Raw genomic sequence first — 20078 nt, 5'->3', positions numbered from 1 at the left:
GCATATCTTGCACCGCTTTGCGCAATCATGTAGCCGCACCCCCATGAACCTTCGGTAACGGCTACACCTCAATACACGTAGACGATCGCGTTCTCTCCGCCACTGCAGGTGACGAATTGATCACCGGCGGTGCAATTCATCGTGTAGTCGCGGTTGTTGATCGGACTGTGTGCCACGACCGATCGGTCGGTGATGGTGGAGTCGCCGCCGGCGGCGTACGCCTTGCGCACCTCCTCGGCGAAGGCGCAGCTGGTGACGGTGGTGCCGATCGCGGATGAGGTGAAGCGGCCCAGCGCCGGGTACAGCTGCGCGCACGACTTGGCGCCGGCGGGCAAATGTGCGGGCATTGTCGTCGTGGTCGGCTGCCCGGAGTGCCCCCCGAAACCATTGCGCGCATACCAGCCGACAATGCCCGCGATCGCGAGCACGACCAATACCGCGCCGATCCACACCGGGCGCGAAGATCGGCGCGCGGACGTCGGTGACCGATCGGGTGGATACGGTGCGTCGGATTGGGGCATCGGCATGCCGGAAGTTCTCGACAGCGCCTCCGTGGTCGCATCGAGCGGCGCGATCTCTCGTCGCATCGGGTCCGATGGGTGCCGGGGCACGATCGTCGGCTCTTGTCCGGTGATCTGCTGCGGCCCCCGCGCCGACTGGGACCCGCTGACAGACTGCGACCCGCTGACAGACTGCTGTCCCCTCGCCGACTGCGACCCGCTGACGGACTGCGGTCCCCTGGTCGGCTGCGACCCGCGATTCAGCTGTGGCCCGCTGGGGAATTGCGGTCCCACCGGCGATTGCGGCCCGCCCGCCGACTGGCGCCCCACCGTCGATTCGGGTCCGAACGCCGGAAAGATGACGGTGGCCGCGGCACGTGACGGACGCTGCGACATCTGCGCGGTCGGCAAGTCCGAGTTCGGCACGGACGATCCGCCCGAGACCGCCGCGCGCGCCGCTGCCGCCAGCGCACCGGCGGTCGGGTAACGATCGCCTGGCTCCTTGGCCATGCCGCGCGAGATCACCTCGTCCAGTGCCGCGGGCAGTCCGGCGCGCTTGGTGGTCGGCCGTGGTGGCGGTGTCGATAGGTGTGCCCGGATCAGCGAACTCATCCCGTCCGACGGGAAAGGTTGTGCGCCGGTGAGGCATTCGAACAGCACGCAGGCCAGCGAATAGACGTCGGCGGTGCCGCCGATCGGGGTGATATCGAACCTTTCCGGCGCGATATAGCTATAGGAACCGATGGCCTGGCCGGTCGCGGTTACGCTCGGATCGCTTTCGGACCGGGCGATGCCGAAGTCGGCGAGGTACGCGAAATCCGACAGGGTGACCAGGATATTGGCGGGTTTGACGTCGCGATGCACCAAACCCTCGGCGTGTGCGGCATCGAGCGCGGCCGCGACCTGTTCGATGATGCCGACCGCGCGGGCGGGGCTCAGCGGCCCCTTGTCCCGCAGCACTGAACGCAGATCACTGCCGCGGACCAGGCGCATATCGATATAGAGCACACCCTCGATCTCGCCCCAGTCGTGGATCGGAATGACGTGCGGTTCGGCCAGCCGCGCGGCGACCCGGGATTCGTGCCGGAACCGCTGCTCGAATCGCGGATCACCCGCCAACCCGATGGGCAGCAGTTTGACCGCGACCACCCGGTCCTTGACCCTGTCGTACGCCTCGTAGACCTCCCCCATCCCGCCGCGACCCAGTAGCGCGCGCAAGTCGTAGGGACCGAATCGCGTACCGGCCCGCGACCCCGTGTCGTCCACCCCGTTTACCTCCACCTCGCGGCCATGACCCCACAGCCGTGGTCGGGCGACCTCACCCAATGAGTCGGGATTCTCGGGTGGGGTCGTTACCCGGTCAAGTGTGCGCGCTCACGTCGCCGCCTGCTCAGCCATCAGGGCCTCGGCAGCGCCGCTGCGAGGTCGCCGCAGCCGATCAGGAGCAGCTGCCGCCGGCCAATTCATCCAGATGCTGCGAGATCACCGTGGCCAGCCGGCCCAGGATGTTCATCCCCTCGGCAAATGAGCCCGAATCGGGTTGCACGGCAATAGCGACCGCGATCTGACCGCCCGGCCCCTGGATCAGACCGAACTGGCGGACCAGATAGGAGCCGGAGGTATCGGGACCCCAGCCGCCCTTGAATTCGGCGCCGGTGAGTTCGCCCAGGCCCCAGCGCTGACTCGTCGTGATCTGCTCCATCAGGTCGATGACACTCGCACTCTGTGGCACGCACGGTAGTCGGGAGGCGAATCGAACCTGTTCGGTCAGCGCCCAATCGGCCTGTCCGAATGCCGAGGCATCCGACCGGGTCTTGGTGGCGGGCACCGTGGTCTTGGTGTCGCCGCCTTCGCGCAATATGGCCTCGACCGCCGTGGCCGCCTCCTGGCCGGTGCCGAGAGACTGCCAGAGCGTATCCGCCGCCGCATTGTCGGACTGCGTGATCGCCGCGGTCGCCGCATAGCTCGAACTCGTCGAACTCTTGCGGAATGCGGCGATCGTCAACGGAACCTTCATCGTCGACCAGGCGGGTCCGGTGGTCCAGTCGCCGAAGGTCACCATCTTCTCGCCGCCGACCGGCATGATCGCCATGCCCAGCTTGCCGCGCACACTCACCTGTAGTTCCTGAAATCCGGCCGCCAGCGTGCCCGGCACGGTGACAGACAGATGCTGCTGGTCGGTATGCGCAGCTGCAGCGGTGATGCTGGTCTGCGCTACCGAATTCCTATCGGTGTCCGCACCGCATCCGACCAGCACGAGCAGTCCGGTCAGCGCGGCACCACCGACCGCCCTCCGCAGGCGCCGGGATCGATCAAAATACATACTTCGACACATTCTCGTTTCGAACTGCCCCGGGTTTCGATTTCATAACGGCATCCCGACACCGTACTTGGCATTCTCGCCGACCGCCCACCCCAACCGCGCCGAGGCCGCCGAACCGCGCACAGCGACAACGGCTTACGACCCGGTCAACCTGCATGAACACCTCCAACCGCCCACTCGGTCGGCGTCGGTCGGCCGGAATCGGCAGCGACGCTCGCGTGCCGCTGGCGGCCGAGGCGCACCCGCGCACGATCCCGACTGCCGCGCGGGCAAGGGCGTGTCACCGTAGCGCATCCGCGCGCGGACGGCGCAGGATAGGGCGATGGAGCTGACTTCGGTACCCATCGATAAGCCGGACGATCTCAATGTCATCATCGGGCAGGCTCACTTCATCAAGACTGTTGAGGATCTGCACGAGGCACTGGTCGGGATCAGTCCGCACCTGCGGTTCGGGCTGGCATTTTGTGAGGCGTCGGGGCCGCGGTTGGTCCGGACCTCCGGTAATGACGATGATCTGACCGAACTCGCCACCAAGAACGCGGTCGCGGTGGGCGCGGGACATTCGTTCATCGTCTTTCTGCGTGAAGGGTATCCGGTCAATGTGCTCAATGCGGTACGGCAAGTTCCCGAGGTCTGCGGAATCTACTGTGCGACAGCCAATCCGGTTGAGGTTCTGATTGCCGAGACCGAGCTGGGCCGAGGGATCCTCGGCGTTGTCGACGGTGGCGCACCGCTGGGCGTCGAAGGTCCCGACGATCAGCAAAACCGCAAACAGCTGCTGCGTCAGATCGGCTACAAGCTGTAGATTGCTCACCGTTTATCGAGATGATCCGGCACGAACAACCAACCGCCACCGCCGGTGAGTTCGAGCCGGGCGGTGTGGTGCTGGTCGACAGTTGTGCGGTGCGCGGTGCTGAACAGGATGATGTCGGGGAGTTCGGTGCGGATGAGGGTATAGAGGGCGAATTCCAAACCTTCGTCCACGGCCGAGGTCGCCTCGTCCAGGAATGCCGCCTCGGGGCGGATCAGAATAATCCGAGCGAATGCCAATCGCTGCTGTTCACCGGGCGACAGGATATTCGCCCAATCGGCCTCCTCGTCCAATCTGGTTGCCAGATGACCGAGTTGCACCTTGGTGAGAGCCGCACTCAACACCGCATCGGAGGCACTGTCGGGTGCCGCGGGATAGGTGACGGCCGCGCGCAGATTGCCCAGCGGGAGGTATGGCAGTTGTGAGACGAACAAGGTGCCGCTGGCCTCCGGTCGACCGACGACACCATCGGTGTAAGGCCACATCTCCGCGATGGCGCGCAACAGCGTCGTCTTGCCGGTCCCGGAAAGCCCCTTGACGACCACCGCATCCCCGCTGCGCAGTCGCAGATTCAGCGCCTCGATCAGGAGCACGCCGTCGGGCCTCGACACGTCGACCGCGGTCAACTCCACTGAATCGTCCAACGCGCGCACGCCGATGGTGGGCAGTTCGCGCGATTGCTCGCTCGCCTCGACGAGCCCGAACAGGCGCAGCAAGGTCGCTCGAAAGGCCGCGAATTGGCTGTAGCTGTTGCGGAAGAACGACAGTGATTCCTGGATCTGCCCGAATGCGGAACCGGTCTGCGTGACATCGCCGAGTGTGAGCGTCCCGACGAAGAAGTGCGGCGCCTGGATGAGCCAAGGAAATACCTTGGCCGCCTCGGTCGCCGCTTGATTCCAGCCGATGAAACGGGTGGTGAACAGGACCAGGCGATAGTAGACGCGCAGCACTTCCGCGAATAGCGCACGCAATCCCACACTTTCCGCGCCCCCGCCGCGGTAGAAGGCGATGCGCTCCGCGTTCTCGCGCAATCGGACCAGTGCATAGCGAAAGTCGGCCATGACGGCCTGATATCGGAAACCGAGCCCGATCAGTGGACGGCCGAGCCAGAAAGCAACGGCCGTGGCCGCCAGCACATAGCTGAACACCAGGAACACCATGGCCCGTGGAATTTCGACGCCGACAACCTTCAGCGGCTCCGAAAGGTGCCACAGGATCTCGCTGAAAGACACCACCGACACCACAGCCGCGACCGCCCCGAGCGACAGCGACCGTGCACTCGCGATCATGTCGCCGACATCCTGCTGGATGCGCTGGTCCGGGTTATCGATGGGATGGTCGATGAATCGGGTCCGGTAGAAGGCCCGATCGTCGATCCACGTTTCGGTGAGATTGTCGGTAAGCCAACGGCGCCAACCGATTTCGAAGAACTGACCGAGATAGAAATCCAGCTGAGTGCGCACCACTTCGACGATGGCGAGGATGGCGAAAATGGCCAACGAATGCCAGAACGCGTTCTCGGCGGCGTCGAGCCCGTGGCCGTCACGGCGCCCCATCGCCTGGGCGGCACTCTGCAGCGCCGAGTACATGTCATTGCCCTGATAGGACAGCAACACCTGCACCCGGACCGATAACACGGCACTCAATAGCAGCACCCCGACCATCGGGATGCTGTGCAATGCCGCTCTGCCGGTGAAAAACCCGCCGGTGACAGTCCGGAAATGTCGACCCCATTTGGTGATCCGCAGCAACAGCAGCACGGCCAGCAGAAAGGCAACGGCGGTGATCGGGAATGCAGTGAGCAGCCATCGCGACGAGCCGACGAATTCGTCGCTCCAGTCTCGTGACGCAGGCACCGCAGCCTCCGATCGTTTCCGGGCAGCATCGAAACAGCAGTGAAGAATTCGCCCGGTGTCGGGGCGCGAATACCAACGTTACTTGCTACCTGCGCAAACTCGGTGGATCCTGATCGACTCGCAGCACACAGCGGGTGCGGGTGTAGATCGTCGGCATGCACTCATTGCAGTGGATACACGCCGATCGCGTGCGCTGATCGGCTTGAATGCGGCGCAGCAGATCTGGTTCGCGTAGCAGCGCCCGCCCCATGGCGACAAAGTCGAAACCCTCCCCCATCGCCTGTTGCATCGTATCGAAATCGGTGATGCCGCCCAACAGGATCAGCGGCATCGACAGCTCTCTGCGGAACCGACGGGCGCGCTCGAGCAAATACGCATCGTGATACGGGTACTCGCGCAGGAATGCCCGGCCGATAAGCCGAAACCCCCACCGTGCCGGTGCGGGTAGCACTTTCGCGAATTCCTTGCGCGGTGCGGTGCCGTGGAACAGAAGCATCGGATTGAGCAGTGAACTACCGGCCGTCAACTCCAAGGCATCCAACGTACCGTCCGCCTCCAGCCAAGTCGCCACCTGCAGCGACTCCGGAATCGAAAGTCCACCGCGCACACCGTCTTCCATATTCAGTTTGGCGGTCACGGCCAAGCGGTCGCCCACCGCCTCGCGCACGGCGAGTGCGACCTCACGGGCGAGTCGTGCCCGGTTGACCGGGGATCCGCCGTATCGATCCTTGCGCCGATTCAGCAGTGGACTCAGAAACGAACTCACCAAATAGTTATGGCCGAAATGGATTTCGACCGCATCGAAACCCGCCTGCTCGGCCATACGGGCCGCATTCGCGAAATCCGCGATGACTCCGGCGATTTCGGCCGAATCCGGAACATGCATGGGGCGCATGCCGAGTGGACTGAACATTCGACTCGGCGCCAATGCGGGTGCGCGATTGGATGCGGCATTTGCCACCGGGCCGGCGTGTCCGAGTTGGGCGCTGGCCGCCGCACCTTCGGCGTGCACCGCCTCGGTGAGTCTGCGCAAACCCGGTACGGCCTCGGGGCGCATCCAGATCTGATGCCGGTCGGTACGCCCGCCCGGTGACGTCGCGCAATAGGCGACCGTCGTCATCCCGACGCCACCGGCCGCGACTTCCCGATGAAAATCGATCAATTCGTCGGTGACCAGTGCATCCGGTGTCCGTCCCTCGAAGGTCGCGGCCTTGATCACCCTGTTGCGCAACGTAATCGGACCCAGCTCGGCCGGCGCGAATACCTCGTTCATCACTTCTCTCCCGTCACCGCGGTCAGCCCGGCGACTACGAAGTCGCGCAGTGTGTGCACCGCCGCATCCGACATCTCACGCTCCCCGGTGCCGATACCGCCGAACTGCACGATGATCAATTCGAATGCCAATGCCCACCGGCGCCGACTCTCGAGTTCACTCACCTCCGGCAGCAAGCCGACCCAGTCGTCCATCCGGAACCAAGGCCGACGCCACATCGTCGGATGCTGTCCGAGGACGACCTGGGCCAGCAGGCGCAGGTGCAGCCGCCCCACTGGATCGGCCGCCAACCCGATGAACGGCTCGATCACTGCGTCCACGACCGCCGCCACCGATCCGTGCGCGGCGGTCACCTCGGTCAGCCGTTCGGCCCACAACGACCCGAGCCGATCCTCCAGCAACGCCGCGACCAGCGCATCCTTCGACCCGAAGTGATAGTGCACCGCGGCCGAATTCGCCCCCGCCGCCGCACATACCGCCCGCACCGAGACATCGTCATACCGCTCGGTCAGCAATAGTCGCTCAGCCGAGAGCAATAGCCGCTCCCGAGTCCCTGCCGCCGATATCCGCTCCGCCATGTGTGCAGTCAACCACACTTCCAATCATTGATTCAAGCAATGATTGAATCAATGATTGACGGGTGCGGGGCTACCATTGGACCACCTCGAGCGCTCGATGCGGGCGCGGATCCGGATGACGAAATAGGCGGCGATAGACGACCTGATCAGGGCGGAGCATGATGAGTCAGCACGTCGGCTACCGGAGAATCTATGAAGCACCCATTTCCTCCGATGGGACCCGGGTGCTTGTCGATCGGGTGTGGCCGCGCGGGATGCGGAAAGCGGATGCGCACCTGGACGAGTGGATGCGCGATATCGCCCCGTCGACCGAACTGCGCCAGTGGTACGGGCATCGGCCGGAGCGATTCGCCGAATTCCGTCGCCGATACCTGGCCGAATTGCGCGACGCGCGGCATCGGGACGCGGTCGCGCAGCTACGGGAGATCGCCAGCCGACATCCGGTGACCCTGTTGACCGCCAGCCGCGACGTCGATCACAGCCAGGCCGCAGTCCTCGCGAACTGGATTGCGGCGCAGTCGAATTCGCCGGACTAGGCGCTAATGGACAGATAGGTCCGGGCCCGGAGCGCATCGCGCCGTGCCAGAGTCGCTGCGATACCGGCCGCGGCAGCCCGTACCGACGCCGCGTGCTGCTGCGGACGGAAACGAGTCACCGGACCCGTGACACTGACGGCCGCGAGCACGTGTTGGCCGGCGGCGAGCACCGGTGCGGCGCCGCAGACAATTCCAGCAGCGGACTCCTCGAACTCGTAGGCGATCCCGTTCTCTACTACGTCGTCGAGCTGTTTACGGAGCGTCCCCTGTGCGGTTATCGTCCGCGGCGCCAATCGCGGCAGCGGTTCCGCAAGGACCGCGCGCCGCACCTCCGCGGGAGCATGGGCCAGCAGCGCCTTGCCGATAGCGGTGGCATGCAGGGGCATCCGGCCGCCCAGCCGGGAAGGCGAACGCACCTGCCGGTGACCACCTATCTTCGCGACGTACACCACCTCATGGCCCTCCAAGAGGCCGAGGTGCACCAACTCATGGGTGCGTTCACAGAGGTCCTCGAGGAAGGGCGTGGCCACTTCGATCAGGCCTCGCTCGACCGAGGCCCGCATACCGAGTTCGAAGAGGTGACCGCCCAGATGATAGGCGCCATCGACCCGATCCAGCAGGCGCGTCGACTCGAGATCGCCCAGTACGCGGTGCAGCGTGGACTTCGGCAGCCGCGTACGCCGTTGCAACTCGGCGAAACCGACTCCGTGGTCCTCGACCGTGAACGCGCGCAACACCGACATCACCTTGCCCAGCACGGTGTCCAGATCCAGCCCGGCGGCCGTCGGAGAATCAGGCATCGCATGCCCCTCGATCAGAAGACCACCGGTATCTTCGCGGGAAGACGGTCACGCCCGCCGCCCTTCCAGGTTGATGCAATCCCCCGTCGACGGCGAAGCCCACGAACTGGAGTTGCTTTCGGGAATCCTCGGTCAGCAATGCCTGTTCCGTCTCCCGGCCGTCACATCGGATGGCAAACGCGTCGCCGCGCTCCGCGACATGCAGCCCGAAACCACGGTAGAAATCGTGGCCGATCTCCAGCGAGGGCACTTGAAGCCCGCAGTGCGGCAACCCCTTCACGCGCATGAGTTCTCACTCCCTTTCCGGCCACCACCCGTCGACGACAGGCGTTGGGTAAACACACTGCGTCTCGAACGTCGAGGAAAAAAGGGTCCGCACGGCAAATTTCGGCCTCCGGAATAACGAGCCGCTTCGAGGGGGCAGGCTTGACAACCACCGCGAAAGTGTGTGCACTTTAGGGAGCTTATTGATTCCTAAGGGGTTCTATGTCGTCGCAGCAGTGGTGTCTAGTCCAGTTCGTCGGGAGCGACCGAGCGCAGCCGCGTGTCGGCGTACTCGCCGACGGCAAAGTCGGTCGGGCGCCGGAGCCACTGTCAGGTCGCACTCTCTTGGAGGTTCTCGATCGGTGGACGGAGTTCACGCCGCTGCTCCGGAACCTCCAACTTTCGGCGCTCGAGGTCGTACCGGACGTCGAGCTCGTCGCACCCCTCACCTACCCCCGCAAGGTCATCTGCGCCGGGGCGAACTATTACGGACACGCGGAGGAGATGGGCACGCAGCGTCCGGATCCGGACAGTGAGCCCTTCTTCTTCCTCAAGCCTCCGACCACGACGGTGGTGGGCGCGCACGACGACGTACGCCTGCCGGACGGCGGCGACGTGGACTGGGAGGTCGAGCTGGCCGTCGTCATCGGCGTCGGCGGGCACAATATCGACGAACGCGCGGCACTCGATCACGTGGCGGGCTACACCGTCGCCAACGACCTGTCCGCCCGGGGACTGTTCCCGAGGAAAGACGCGGTCCTCGCACCATTCGGCTGGGACTGGTTCCAGCACAAGGCATTCGACGGATCGTGCCCATTGGGCCCCGGACTCGTCCCCAGCTGGCAGATCGACGATCCGCAAGACCTCACGCTTCGGCTGACAGTCAATGGGGAGATCAAGCAGGAAGCGTCCACCGCCGACATGGTGATCACAGTGCCGCGGCTGATCGCCGCCGCAAGCCGCGTGCTGACCCTCGAACCGGGTGACGTCATCCTGACCGGTACGCCGGCTGGGGTCGGCATGCCGCGCAAGACTTTCCTGAACGCCGGTGACCTGGTCGTCACCGAGATCGACGGTCTCGGTCGTCTGGAGAACAGAATGGTCGCGGCATGACCAGGGTCGTCGATCGTCGATGAAGGCGGGGACCATGCCATCCCACGAGTCGGTCTCTTCGGCCGAGAACGTGCTCACGCTGCTCGTCGCTCTGCGCGAGAACGGCAAGTTGCGGGTGGCCGACGCCGCGGAATTGCTCGCGGTGACACCCCCGACCGCACACCGACTGTTGTCCACCCTCAAGCGACACCAGTTCGCCGAACAGGACCGCAAACGCGCCTACCTGCCGGGACCACGGCTGACGCAACTTCCGTCGGGCGCCGAGCCACCGCGCGACCTCGGCGTCCTCGCCCACCCCTATCTGGCGGACCTTTCGCACAGGTCGGGCCATACAACTTTTCTGGTGACCTTGCAGGGCAACGGCTGTCGCTTCATCGACGGCGTCGAGAGCAGCCGTGCCCACCGAGTCGGGAGTCGCGTCGGACTCTTGCTGCCCGCACACACCACATCGGGCGGCAAGGTGCTCCTGGCCCAGCTCCCCGACAGCGAACTGGTCGCGCTCTACCCTGACCGCCACGTCCGAATGCGTGATGGCTCGATGCGTGAGCTTGTCGCGCTTCGTCGTGAACTCGGTGTCGTCCGCTGGCAGGGCTACGCCCTCTGCCTGGAGGCAAGCGAGCAGTGCGTGAACGCCGTCGGCGTCCCGGTCACCACCCGGTCGGGCCTGGTCATCGCCGCGGTTGTGTTGGCGTGCCCGTCGGCGGGCTCGAGCCGCAAACACCTCGTCGATCTCGTGCCCGAGGTCCAGGCGAGCGCGTCTGCGATCGCCGAGAACTTCGCCTGACGGGCGGCGCTCCGCCGATCACGTCGATGGCCTCGCTCAGCGCATCGACCGCCTGCTTCGGCGCCCCCGGCCGCCTGCCTTCTCGATCAGGCGCAGTGTCTCGTCCGCGGAGCCGACGTCGGTGCCGGCAACCGCGTGACCATCGCTTGCCGGCGCTCGGCGAAGGCCTGCCCGATGCCGGCGGCGCCTCCGCTGACGACCGCGACACGCCCTGCCGCGTTGCGCGTGGTCATGCGAAGACCGGGGCCACGTCGAAGAAGACCCGGTAGGTGTCGATCAGGCCGCTGCCACCGACAGTCCAGATGGACACCACCGGGATGGAGACCTTGTGACCATCTTTACGCGTGTATGTGACAGCCAGTTCGACGATGGTGTCGTTGCCCACGACCCACTCGTCGACTATGTCGTGCTGCATCCCGCCGATCGTGTCGAAGAAGCCGACAGCGCCCGCCTCGACCATCGCGCGTCCCTCGAGGGTGGGGCCGTTGCCGTAGGTGGCATTGCCGTCGTGGGCAAAAAGCTCCGCGAATGCCTTGGCGTCGAGAGTGTCGAGCGCGTGGAATACGGCGGCGGTCGAAGCGCTGGTCATGATGGATCCTTTCAATACTGATGTGCATACACCTTGACTCAGCGGAGTGACGGCCGTCACGTCCCTGGGTGCAAATTTCGCCTAGCGGAATCAGCTCCCGGTAGCGTGCCCGATTCCGCCCCGGACATGGCGTCGCGACCCGTGAGTGCATACAGTTATCTGTCGTGCACTCCTCCACCGCTCGGTCCCTCGATGTCCAAGTTGCCGACGCAGCGCGCGCCATGGCTGCCCTGGGGCTGGTCGACGCGTTCGGGCATGTGTCCGCCAGGGACTTCGATCACATGGTCATCACCCCTGCCGCAGACCTCGAGACCGTCGAGGCGTCGAACTGCATCCGCATCCCGTTGAACGCGACGTCGTTGCCAGCCGGGTGCCCGGCCGAGGCGTGGGCCCACCTGGCCCTCTATGACCGATTCCCGGCGACCGGAGCGATCGCGCGGGCCCAGCCGGCAGCATCGCTGGCCGTCGGCATGCTCGCCGACCGGATTGCCCCGACCCACGGCCAAGCCTGCTGGCTGGGCGATTCCGTGCCGGTGTACCCCTCCGCGCTACTGGTCCGCGACGCTGGCCGCGGCCGTCGACTCGCCGAGGCGATCGGGTCGTCGGACGCGATGATTCTGCGCGGCAACGGCGCGATCGCGATGGCCAGCGACCCCGCCACCGCAGTGGCCACCATGTCGGTGCTCGCCGCCGCGTGCACCGTCTGGCTCCAGACGAGGGGCGAGCCCGTCGCCGCCATGTCGGCGGAAGAGATCCGCTCATGGCAGGCCGTCAAACATGAGCTGCTGCCCCGACTGGGGGCACACTTGCTGCGCAAAGCGGCGACGACGCGCCCCACTCGCTGATCCCCACGCGCATGTGCTGCACAAGGCTGGACTGCTGTCGGAGTCCGATCTCGCCGCCGTGTCGGCCGAACTGGATCAACTTGCGGCGGAGATGGATTCGGGCGCGTTCGCGCGGCCGAGGCCGATGAGCAGGTGCGCGGCCCCACGCTGGAGCGCGGGGCCGCGGGCGACGGTTCGGTCGCCGGACGTCAGCTCGCGGGCAGCGCGACCGGCGCTTCTCCGCGCGCGACCCGACGCATGGCGTCGAGCGTTGCGCCGACGGCCGCTACGTACTGGGTCGCGGTTTCGTCGGCGTACGCCGACTCCTCGGCAGAACTGCTCTGGGCGCCTTCGAGCACCAGCGCGAAACTGAACCGGAGGAACAGCGCCCCCTCGTCTTCCTCGATGTCATTGGCGATCGTGCCGAGGACCGGCCCCGAAAGGCGCGTGAACACTACCCGCCGTTGGGGCTGCAGGCTGATCCGCTCGGAGTAGCGGTCGCCGAACAGCTCGATCTCGCGCTCGAAAGTCTCGTCGTCGAGGCGAGCGGTGACGTGGCAGTGGGTCATGGCCGGCACGAAGGGCAGTGCGTTGTTGGCCTTCATGACCAGTCCCTGCCACACGGCAGTCCGATCGAGAGTGGGCTCGCCGGTCTCGTTGATCGGGAGACGATGGGTAACGTAGATCATTTGGTGACTCCTTGTGCGAGAGCGTCTTGGGCGGAAATCTGGTCGTGCACGCTGGCTATATCGAGCTCTCCCCAGCCGTCGGCCAAGGCCTGGTCGAACACCGCTTTGGCCGCCTCGAACACCGGCCGACGCTCACCGAGATCGTGCAGGTGCACCTCGATCTGATCGAGGATCTCGTGCAGCGTCGCGATGGGCCCGGGGGCGGGCAGCCATGAACGGTGCGCCATGAGGGGACCTCGCTGCGCGAGCAGCGCCGAGCCCGCGATGGACGTCTCCAGGGTGTGCTGGACCATATCCAGGTCCAAGTTGTTGCGGCGGGCCAGCACGATCGCTTCCGCGGCCGCAACCGTGTGGGTCGCCACCAGCATGGAGGAGATGTACTTCAGGTGGGTGCCGGTCCCGAAGTCACCGGTTCTGACCCAGGGCCCCGAGATGGCGTCCAGGACGTCGGCCACCCGATCGATCGCCTCCGCCGCTCCGGAGGCGAAGACGGTGGCCAGTCGTGCGCCGACCATTCCCGGGCTTCCGCTGATCGGGCAGTCGAGCATGGCGGCCCCGACGTGCTCGAGCTGACGCATCAGTCCGAGCTTGCTCGTTACCGGGATCGTGCTCATCTCGAGGTGGATCGCTCCGGGACGCATCGTCGACAGCGTGCCCTCGGGCCCACGGACCACGTGCTCGATGTCATCCGCGCTCGGCAGGATCGACACGATGACCTCGCACGAGTCGGCCAGGTCCGCCGGCGACGACGCAAGGGTGCCACCCGCGGCCTCGAGCTCGGGACACTCGACGCTGCGCCGGTACCCGACGACGCCGAAACCGCGGCTCAACAAGTTCTCAGCGATCGGCAGGCCCATTTTGCCCAGGCCGATGACCCCGATAGTTCTCACATTCGTCACGTCCTCACAGGTTTTCGTGCAGGAAGGGGACGACTTCGCAGACGTCACGCCCTCTCAATACTGTATGCACTTTACTGGACCGTCATGCGAAAGAGAAGGAATATGTATACACATCGCTTACGCTAGGGCCATGAGTCGCAAAGTGCTCGTCCCGCACATCACCAGAGTGGAACTGCCCGAGGCACGCCAAGCAATCCCGCACGTACACGCCTACCTGCGCGAGAGGATTCTCGACGGCACGCTGCAACCTGGGACGAAGCTCTCGCAAGTGTCGCTGGCCGAGCAACTCGGCGTCAGCCGCACGCCATTGCGCGAGGTGCTGCGGATGCTGCAGGAGGAGGGCCTGGTCCAGATCGAACCGAACCAGCGCACCCGCGTCTCCATGCTGGACCCTCGTGAGCTCGACGAAATCTATGCAAGCCGAATCGTGCTCGAATCGCTGGCCGTGGCCATGACAGTGGACAGCTTCGAGGCCGCGGCCCGCGAGCAGGCCGCTGAGCAGCTGGCGGCCATGCGCGCGGCCGCGGAGGCAGGCGAGACCGAGCGCTGGTTCGCCATCCACTCGGAGTTCCATCGCACGATCACCTGTGGCGCCAGCGACACCATGCAGAAGCAGTTGCGTCAGCTGGCCGACCGGTGTGTCCGGTACATCCGGATCTACCAGGGTGGTGAGCCGAACAGCTGGCACAAGGCCGGTGATCGCGAACACGCGCAGATTCTGTCCGCGCTGACCGAGGGCGCCAAGGCCACCGCCCAAGTCCGCATGGCCAGCCACCTGGCCCACACCGCGCTCAAAGTATTGAGCGACACCTCACCCGACTACGAGCCGATCGCCGTGCCGGAGGCATTGGCGATGGTCGGCGTCCCGGACTGACGGTGAGCGGCCGCCATGAGCAGCCGCGCGGCGGCGGACCAACCCCGGTCACCACCGCCCATGGTGAAGTGGTGACGCGGGGTCGGTCACCGAGTGGAAGCGCTCAGCCGAGCGTGGTGACGTCCAAGTCGCCGTCGGCGTACCGGCTGCGCAACCGCTTCTTGTCGAACTTGCCCACGCTGGTCTTGGGGACCTCGGCGATGAACGTCCAGCGTTCCGGCAACTGCCATTTCGCGAACTTGTCGGCCAGGAAGTCGCGCAGCTCTTCGGGCTTCGCCTCGGCGCTCTCGGCGAGCACGACCGCCACCAGCGGGCGCTCATCCCACTTCTCGTCCGGCACGCCGATCACAGCGGCCTCGGCGACCGCGGGGTGGCCGATCACGGCATTCTCCAGATCCACCGACGAAATCCATTCACCGCCGGACTTGATCACGTCCTTGGAGCGGTCGACCAGGGTGAGAAAGCCGTCCGGGCTGATCTTGCCGACATCGCCGGTCCGCAGCCAGCCGTCATGGAACTTCTCCGGGTCCACCGGCGTGCCGTCCGGCGAGTAGTAGGAGCCGGTGATCCACGGGCCGCGCACTTCCACTTCGCCCAGCGCTGCCCCGTCGTTCGGGACCACGCCGTCGTCGCCGACCAGGCGGGCCCGCACGCCGGCCGGGAACCGGCCCTGGGTCACCCGGTACGCCCACTTCTCTTCCTCGGTGACCGCGGTGGCGGGCGGATGCGCGACGCTGCCCAGCGGCGAGGTCTCGGTCATGCCCCACGCGTGCAGCACCCGCACGCCGTACTTGTCCTCGAAGGTGCGCATCATCGACGGCGGAACGGCCGAACCGCCCACCACGACCGCGCGCAGATGCGTGATGTCCTGCGGATTCGCCGCCAGCCCCGCCAGCACGCCACCCCAGATGGTGGGCACCGCGGCGGCGAAGGACGGCTTCTGCGCGGCCATGCAGGCCAGCAGCGGACCCGGCTGCAGGAACCGGTCCGGCATGAGCAGATTCGAGCCGGACATCATCGCCGCGTACGGCAGGCCCCACGCGTTCGCGTGGAACAGCGGCACAATGGCCAGGATGGTGTCGGTTTCGAACAGGCCCATCCCGTTGTTCGCGCTGACCTGCATGGCGTGCAGCCAGTTGGAGCGGTGCGAATACACCACGCCCTTCGGGTCGCCCGTGGTGCCGGAGGTGTAGCACATCGCGGCAGCGGACCGTTCGTCGATCACCGGGAAGTCGTAGGTGTCCGGCTGCGCGGCCAGCAGTTCTGAGTAGAAGTGCACCTGCACGCCCTGAGGGGCGTTCAGCGTGGCCGCGTCGCCGTTGACCACGATGACGTGGCGGACCGTCTTCAGGTGCGGCAAGATCTGACCGAACAGCGGCACCAGTGTGCCGTCTACCAGCACCACCTGGTCTTCGGCGTGGTCGGCCACGTAGACGACCTGTTCGGGGAACAACCGGATGTTCAGCGCATGCAGCACCGCGCCCATTGCGGGCACCGCGATATAGGCGACCAAGTGCTCGTTGTTGTTCCACATGAACGTGCCGACCCGGTCACCGACCCCGATCCCCAACCCGCGCAGCGCGTTCGCCAACCGCGCCGACTCGGCGCCGACCTCGCGGTAGGTCATGGTGCGCACGCCGGTGCCGGTCCAAGTGGACACGGTCGAATCGCCGACGAACGTCGATGCGTAGCGCAGCAACGTAGCCAGCGACAACGGCTCGTCCTGCATGGTGCTGAACATCGGAACTCCTCTTTTCTCAGTGACTTCCCCTCGGAAAGCCAAGTCCGTTTCGGCCACCTTCGGGGTCTCCGACGTGACCCGTAGCGCAATCCGAGCCAGCGGATCACTTCGGTACAGAATCGGTTTGCCGCTGGTGAGCACGGCCACACGCGCTCGAGGTCGGCCCAGACCACGCTGCTGGTGAAGCCGAGATGCCGAAGGCGCGCGTGGTATCGGGGCCGAACCGGCTGAACACCAGGCCGCCGAGCATCGGCCCGTACCCGAAGCCGAAGTTCATGCCGAGCATGAGGTCGGGCTCGATACGGGACTGTGGAACGAGTACCGCGGCGATGCTGTCCGGCCACATCACGCGCACGCCGTCGAGTTCGCCGCCACGGCGGAAGATCTCGTAGCGCAAGTGATTTCTTGCAGGCCCCCGCGAGCGCGGGCTCGGCCGGGTCAGGCCTCGGACAGGAACGGTTCCACGACGCCGAGGAACTCGGCGGTCTTCTCGATCATGGTCCAGTGGCCGCAGTTGCCCAGCACGTGCAGCCGGACGTCGGGCAGCAGTTCCAACAACGCTGCGGAGGATTCCTTCCACGGCACCACCCGGTCGTCCCGCCCGTGGATCATCAGGGTCGGCTGCGCCACTTGCGCCAGCTCGGCCCCCGAGAGTGCCAGGTCATCGACCCAGCGTTGGCGCGGTTCGGGGAACATCGCTGCCCAGGATTCGGCGATGGCCGGCTCGGCACTGGCCTGGTAACGCATCTGGACCAGCTGATCGGTGATCAGTCGGCGGTCGTAGGCGAACAGCCCGATGATTTCGCGCATGTTCTCCATCCCCGGCCGGTAGCTCCAGACCGTGTCGAGCCCCTGGGGCAGCGCCATCGCGACACCCATCGAGCCCATGAGGACGAGTCGACGAACGGCCCTGGGGCGTCCGGCCGCCAGCGAAAGGGCGATTGCCCCGCCCATCGAGTTGCCAATGATGTCGTAGGTCTCGATACCCAGTTCGGCCATGAGCGCGAGCGCATGCCGGGTCCACGCTTCCCGACCCCACGTGCGCTGCTCGCCGGTGGCTGTGCCACCGAAGCCCAACTGGTCGGGGGCGATGACGCGCCGGGTCGCCGACAGCGACGGCAGCACGGGACGCCAGTTGGCCGCGGCACTGACACCCGGACCGGATCCGTGCAGTAGCAGCAGCGGCGGCTGCGTGCTCGAGCCGCTGGGTTCTCCGGTGTCGATGACGGCGGTGCGCACCCCATCGACCTCGCGGATCGTTGCAGTCAGATGATCGCTGGTGACAGTCACTTGTCAGCTCCTCGTTGGGGTGGGTCGAGTTCCGGCCACCGGGGCCGGACGCTGCGTCGAGACCCGCTTGACCGGGCCCAGCCACATGTCGATCGAGCCGGGTTCGTCCGGATCGAACGTGCGCGGTCGCCAGGCCGCCTCATCTTCGATGCGACGCACCCCGAACGAGTACTCGTAGGTGAAACCCTCGGGACCGAGAAAGTAGAGAAACACCGCTGTCGACTGGGGGTGGCGGCCCGGACCCATTTCGATCTCAATGTCGTTGTCTTGCAGGAAGTGCCAGGAACGGAAGACGTCGTCGAGGGACTCGACCTGAAAGTTCATATGGCACAGACCAGCGCTTTCGCCCTGGAATACGGCGAGCTTGTGGTGCACGGGATCGATGCGCATCAGACACGCGGCATTGCCGATCCAATCCGATACGCGGGCGTTGAAGTGCCCGTTCCAGAACCGGTAGGCCTCGTGCACGTCCGGGGCGTCGAGGCACAGGTGCCCGAACTCCGTGATGCCGGCCGGTCGCGCGAATGCGACCGGGCGGGTGATCGTCTCCTGTTGGCTGACCAGCTCGATGCGATTACCGAAGGGATCGTCGAAGCCGATGAACTCGGCTACGCGCCGCGAGCGAGCTTCTTGTTTCGATCCACGCCGCACCGCGAAACCAGCCCGCTCGAGATCGCTCTCGGCAGCCTGCAGCGCATCCGTGTCGGCGACGGTGAACCCGGAGGCCAGGACCCCCGACGCTCCCTCGACCAGAGCAAGACAGTGGTGGCGGGAGTCGGCGCGCAGGTGCGCGACGCCCGGTTCGGTCTCGCTGGCGAGTTCGAGACCGACGATGCGAGTCGCGAAGTCGACAGCGGTCCTGAAATCGGCGACTCCTGACCGCACGTAGGCGATGTCGGTCAGCGTGATCATGGGTTTCCTCTCCTGTGGAACCTTGTCGAACGCGCGCTGTCAGGAGTCGATCGCGTCCGGGATGAGGTTCTTCACCAGCCCCGGCTGCAGATAGCCGGTCTCCCCGTACCGAGCTACCAGCGCCGCGTTGTCGGCCAGCAGCTTCTCGACCGGTTCGGTGAGGTCGATCGCTGCCAGGAATGGCTGGCGGGCCGGCAGCCCGGTCTGCCAGTACACCTCGCACCGGTTGCCCTCGGGATCGAAGAAGTAGATGCCGAACGCGTTGCCGTGCGTCACGATCATGTCGAAGTCGACATCGTGCTCGATGAATCTGCGGTGGAATTCGAGCAGCTCGGTCAGATGATTGACCCGGAACGAGACCTGCTGGATGAGCTTGGTGTCCTCGTCGGCTCGCGCCACGGTCCGGCCTTCGACGAGTTGGAACTCGTGGTGTTCGAAGTTCGGTCGGGCACTGAAGAACCGCATGCCCAGATTCAGATCCTCGTCGGTGACGGTCAGTCCGAGGACATCGCGGTAGAACGCCGTACAGATCTCCAGGTCATTGCAGAAAACTCCGAAATGACCGAGTTCAGCGATCGGCATGGTGAACCTTCCTTCCCATGGGTGGCTACCGGGTCATGTGGTGGTCGATGAACTGCGCCTCGAACGGCCCGGCCGGGGAGTCCGCATGTGGCGTCACTCCTGTTCGCTATTTCGACGGTAATGTGTATGCACTTTTACTGTCAAGGCTCCGCTGGATGTTGACGCTGGGCTCAGATTGCATACAGTTCCGGGATGAATTCATTGCCACCCGCTACCGATCACGACGCTCCGGATCTCGCACGACTCCTGGGCCGGGACTACTGGATGGTGACCTCGACCCCGGTAGACGGGACGACTGCCGAGGACATCGCCGCCCTCGTTCCGGCGCACATCGCCTGGCTGCTGGACCTCGAGGAACGCCACCTCGTCTTCCTGTCGGGCCCCCTCGTCAGCGGCCCCGGCACTGGCCCGGGATCGGGCATCACGGTCTTACGCGCCTCCGACGAGGCCGAGGCAACCGCCATTGCGTCAGCGGATCCCTTCGTCACGGCGGGCCTGCGGACCTTCGTTGTTCATCAGTGGCGCCTCAACGAGGGCAGCGTCTCGATGCGCCTGTCACTCGGTCGCGGCACCTACGAATGGCATTGAGCGAGAACCCGTTTCAGAGTCGGCATGCACGTCGCGCGAATCTTTCTCACGAGGTCCGGGCGGCCGCCGGGTTCAGGGCGATGTCGACGATCATGTCTTCCTGTCCGCCGACAAGCCGTCGGCTGCCGACCTCGAGGAGGATGTCCAGCACGTCGATGCCGTGCCGCGCGAAGGCGGCTTCCGCATGACACTGCACCCGCTCCGTGGCCACTGCCTTTTGCGGTGCTCGGATAGCTGCGCGCAGCCACGGTG

The 20078-nt window shown here is 65.7% G+C and carries 22 protein-coding genes and 1 pseudogene; 7 read left to right on the top strand and 16 right to left on the bottom strand.

Annotated features, from left to right (window positions below; translation table 11 throughout):
* Positions 1–68: 68 nt before the first annotated feature.
* Positions 69–1766 (bottom strand): serine/threonine-protein kinase, encoded by a 1698-nt coding sequence (locus ACQP1G_RS10820; RefSeq protein ID WP_433201721.1) that lies wholly within the window; start codon positions 1764–1766, stop codon positions 69–71.
* Positions 1767–1938: 172 nt separating this feature from the next.
* Positions 1939–2823, bottom strand: coding sequence for a hypothetical protein (locus ACQP1G_RS10815; protein ID WP_433201718.1), 885 nt, complete (start codon positions 2821–2823; stop codon positions 1939–1941).
* Between the two features lie 322 nt (positions 2824–3145).
* Here ACQP1G_RS10815 and ACQP1G_RS10810 point away from each other — a divergent pair, with 322 nt between their 5' ends.
* Positions 3146–3628 (top strand): adenosine-specific kinase, encoded by a 483-nt coding sequence (locus tag ACQP1G_RS10810; RefSeq protein WP_433201715.1) that lies wholly within the window; start codon positions 3146–3148, stop codon positions 3626–3628.
* A 5-nt stretch (positions 3629–3633) separates the two neighbouring features.
* Here the strand turns inward: ACQP1G_RS10810 and ACQP1G_RS10805 are convergent, their stop codons facing one another.
* The 3 genes from ACQP1G_RS10805 to ACQP1G_RS10795 all read right to left on the bottom strand — a co-directional run bounded on the left by ACQP1G_RS10805 (position 3634) and on the right by ACQP1G_RS10795 (position 7341).
* Positions 3634–5490: an ABC transporter ATP-binding protein/permease gene (locus tag ACQP1G_RS10805; RefSeq protein ID WP_433201712.1), complete on the bottom strand. Its 1857-nt coding sequence runs from the start codon at positions 5488–5490 to the stop codon at positions 3634–3636.
* Positions 5491–5575: 85 nt separating this feature from the next.
* Positions 5576–6763 (bottom strand): NADH:flavin oxidoreductase, encoded by a 1188-nt coding sequence (locus ACQP1G_RS10800; protein ID WP_433201709.1) that lies wholly within the window; start codon positions 6761–6763, stop codon positions 5576–5578.
* The gene (locus ACQP1G_RS10795; RefSeq protein ID WP_433208371.1) at positions 6763–7341 is read right to left on the bottom strand and encodes a TetR family transcriptional regulator; all 579 of its coding nucleotides are present in this window, start codon (positions 7339–7341) and stop codon (positions 6763–6765) included. The genes ACQP1G_RS10800 and ACQP1G_RS10795 overlap by 1 nt, the downstream gene beginning before the upstream one ends.
* Positions 7342–7499: 158 nt before the next feature.
* Here ACQP1G_RS10795 and ACQP1G_RS10790 point away from each other — a divergent pair, with 158 nt between their 5' ends.
* Positions 7500–7877 (top strand): DUF488 domain-containing protein, encoded by a 378-nt coding sequence (locus tag ACQP1G_RS10790; protein ID WP_433201706.1) that lies wholly within the window; start codon positions 7500–7502, stop codon positions 7875–7877.
* Here the strand turns inward: ACQP1G_RS10790 and ACQP1G_RS10785 are convergent.
* Positions 7874–8677, bottom strand: coding sequence for an IclR family transcriptional regulator (locus ACQP1G_RS10785; protein ID WP_433201704.1), 804 nt, complete (start codon positions 8675–8677; stop codon positions 7874–7876). The two genes, ACQP1G_RS10790 and ACQP1G_RS10785, sit on opposite strands and share 4 nt — an antisense overlap.
* Positions 8670–8963: a hypothetical protein gene (locus ACQP1G_RS10780; RefSeq protein ID WP_433201701.1), complete on the bottom strand. Its 294-nt coding sequence runs from the start codon at positions 8961–8963 to the stop codon at positions 8670–8672. Before ACQP1G_RS10780 ends, ACQP1G_RS10785 begins: the two co-directional genes overlap by 8 nt.
* A 323-nt stretch (positions 8964–9286) precedes the next feature.
* On the opposite strand from ACQP1G_RS10780, the gene ACQP1G_RS10775 reads away from it, so the two are divergent.
* Both ACQP1G_RS10775 and ACQP1G_RS10770 read left to right on the top strand, forming a co-directional pair.
* Positions 9287–10054: a fumarylacetoacetate hydrolase family protein gene (locus tag ACQP1G_RS10775; protein WP_433201698.1), complete on the top strand. Its 768-nt coding sequence runs from the start codon at positions 9287–9289 to the stop codon at positions 10052–10054.
* 34 nt (positions 10055–10088) lie between these two features.
* Positions 10089–10838 (top strand): IclR family transcriptional regulator, encoded by a 750-nt coding sequence (locus ACQP1G_RS10770; RefSeq protein ID WP_433201695.1) that lies wholly within the window; start codon positions 10089–10091, stop codon positions 10836–10838.
* Positions 10839–11067: 229 nt separating this feature from the next.
* Here ACQP1G_RS10770 and ACQP1G_RS10765 read toward each other — a convergent pair whose 3' ends face one another.
* Positions 11068–11427 carry a nuclear transport factor 2 family protein gene (locus ACQP1G_RS10765; RefSeq protein ID WP_433201692.1) on the bottom strand — a complete coding sequence of 120 codons (360 nt, stop codon included), beginning with the start codon at positions 11425–11427 and terminating at the stop codon, positions 11068–11070.
* A gap of 164 nt (positions 11428–11591) precedes the next feature.
* Here ACQP1G_RS10765 and ACQP1G_RS10760 point away from each other — a divergent pair, with 164 nt between their 5' ends.
* Positions 11592–12272, top strand: a complete 681-nt coding sequence (locus tag ACQP1G_RS10760) for a class II aldolase/adducin family protein (protein ID WP_433201689.1) — start codon at positions 11592–11594, stop codon at positions 12270–12272.
* Between the two features lie 188 nt (positions 12273–12460).
* On the opposite strand, the gene ACQP1G_RS10755 is transcribed toward ACQP1G_RS10760, so the two are convergent.
* Together ACQP1G_RS10755 and ACQP1G_RS10750 are read right to left on the bottom strand one after the other, a co-directional pair.
* The gene (locus tag ACQP1G_RS10755; protein ID WP_433201686.1) at positions 12461–12940 is read right to left on the bottom strand and encodes an SRPBCC family protein; all 480 of its coding nucleotides are present in this window, start codon (positions 12938–12940) and stop codon (positions 12461–12463) included.
* Complete coding sequence (locus ACQP1G_RS10750) at positions 12937–13830, bottom strand: NAD(P)-dependent oxidoreductase (protein WP_433201683.1); 894 nt, start codon at positions 13828–13830, stop codon at positions 12937–12939. The genes ACQP1G_RS10755 and ACQP1G_RS10750 overlap by 4 nt, the downstream gene beginning before the upstream one ends.
* Positions 13831–13969: 139 nt before the next feature.
* On the opposite strand from ACQP1G_RS10750, the gene ACQP1G_RS10745 reads away from it, so the two are divergent.
* Positions 13970–14713, top strand: a complete 744-nt coding sequence (locus ACQP1G_RS10745) for a GntR family transcriptional regulator (RefSeq protein WP_433201680.1) — start codon at positions 13970–13972, stop codon at positions 14711–14713.
* A 103-nt stretch (positions 14714–14816) separates the two neighbouring features.
* Here the strand turns inward: ACQP1G_RS10745 and ACQP1G_RS10740 are convergent, their stop codons facing one another.
* The 5 genes from ACQP1G_RS10740 to ACQP1G_RS10720 form a co-directional block, all read right to left on the bottom strand.
* Entirely contained in the window at positions 14817–16454 is a 1638-nt protein-coding gene (locus tag ACQP1G_RS10740; RefSeq protein WP_433201677.1) for a long-chain fatty acid--CoA ligase, read from the bottom strand.
* A 103-nt stretch (positions 16455–16557) separates the two neighbouring features.
* The gene (locus ACQP1G_RS10735) at positions 16558–16851 is read right to left on the bottom strand and encodes a hypothetical protein (RefSeq protein WP_433201674.1); all 294 of its coding nucleotides are present in this window, start codon (positions 16849–16851) and stop codon (positions 16558–16560) included.
* 41 nt (positions 16852–16892) lie between these two features.
* Positions 16893–17744, bottom strand: coding sequence for an alpha/beta fold hydrolase (locus ACQP1G_RS10730; protein WP_433201671.1), 852 nt, complete (start codon positions 17742–17744; stop codon positions 16893–16895).
* 3 nt (positions 17745–17747) lie between these two features.
* Positions 17748–18656 (bottom strand): VOC family protein, encoded by a 909-nt coding sequence (locus tag ACQP1G_RS10725; protein ID WP_433201668.1) that lies wholly within the window; start codon positions 18654–18656, stop codon positions 17748–17750.
* 39 nt (positions 18657–18695) lie between these two features.
* On the bottom strand, positions 18696–19238 hold the full coding sequence (locus ACQP1G_RS10720) for a VOC family protein (RefSeq protein ID WP_433201665.1): 543 nt from the start codon (positions 19236–19238) through the stop codon (positions 18696–18698).
* 192 nt (positions 19239–19430) lie between these two features.
* On the opposite strand from ACQP1G_RS10720, the gene ACQP1G_RS10715 reads away from it, so the two are divergent.
* Entirely contained in the window at positions 19431–19826 is a 396-nt protein-coding gene (locus ACQP1G_RS10715; protein ID WP_433201662.1) for a YciI family protein, read from the top strand.
* Positions 19827–19872: 46 nt separating this feature from the next.
* On the opposite strand, the pseudogene ACQP1G_RS10710 reads toward ACQP1G_RS10715, so the two are convergent.
* Positions 19873–20013 (bottom strand): annotated as a pseudogene (locus ACQP1G_RS10710) (4-hydroxy-2-oxovalerate aldolase); the annotation flags it as partial.
* Positions 20014–20078: the final 65 nt, after the last annotated feature.

This window comes from Nocardia sp. CA-107356 (assembly GCF_050946365.1).
Taxonomy (GTDB): domain Bacteria; phylum Actinomycetota; class Actinomycetes; order Mycobacteriales; family Mycobacteriaceae; genus Nocardia.
This window is presented reverse-complemented; position numbering and strand designations above follow the sequence as displayed.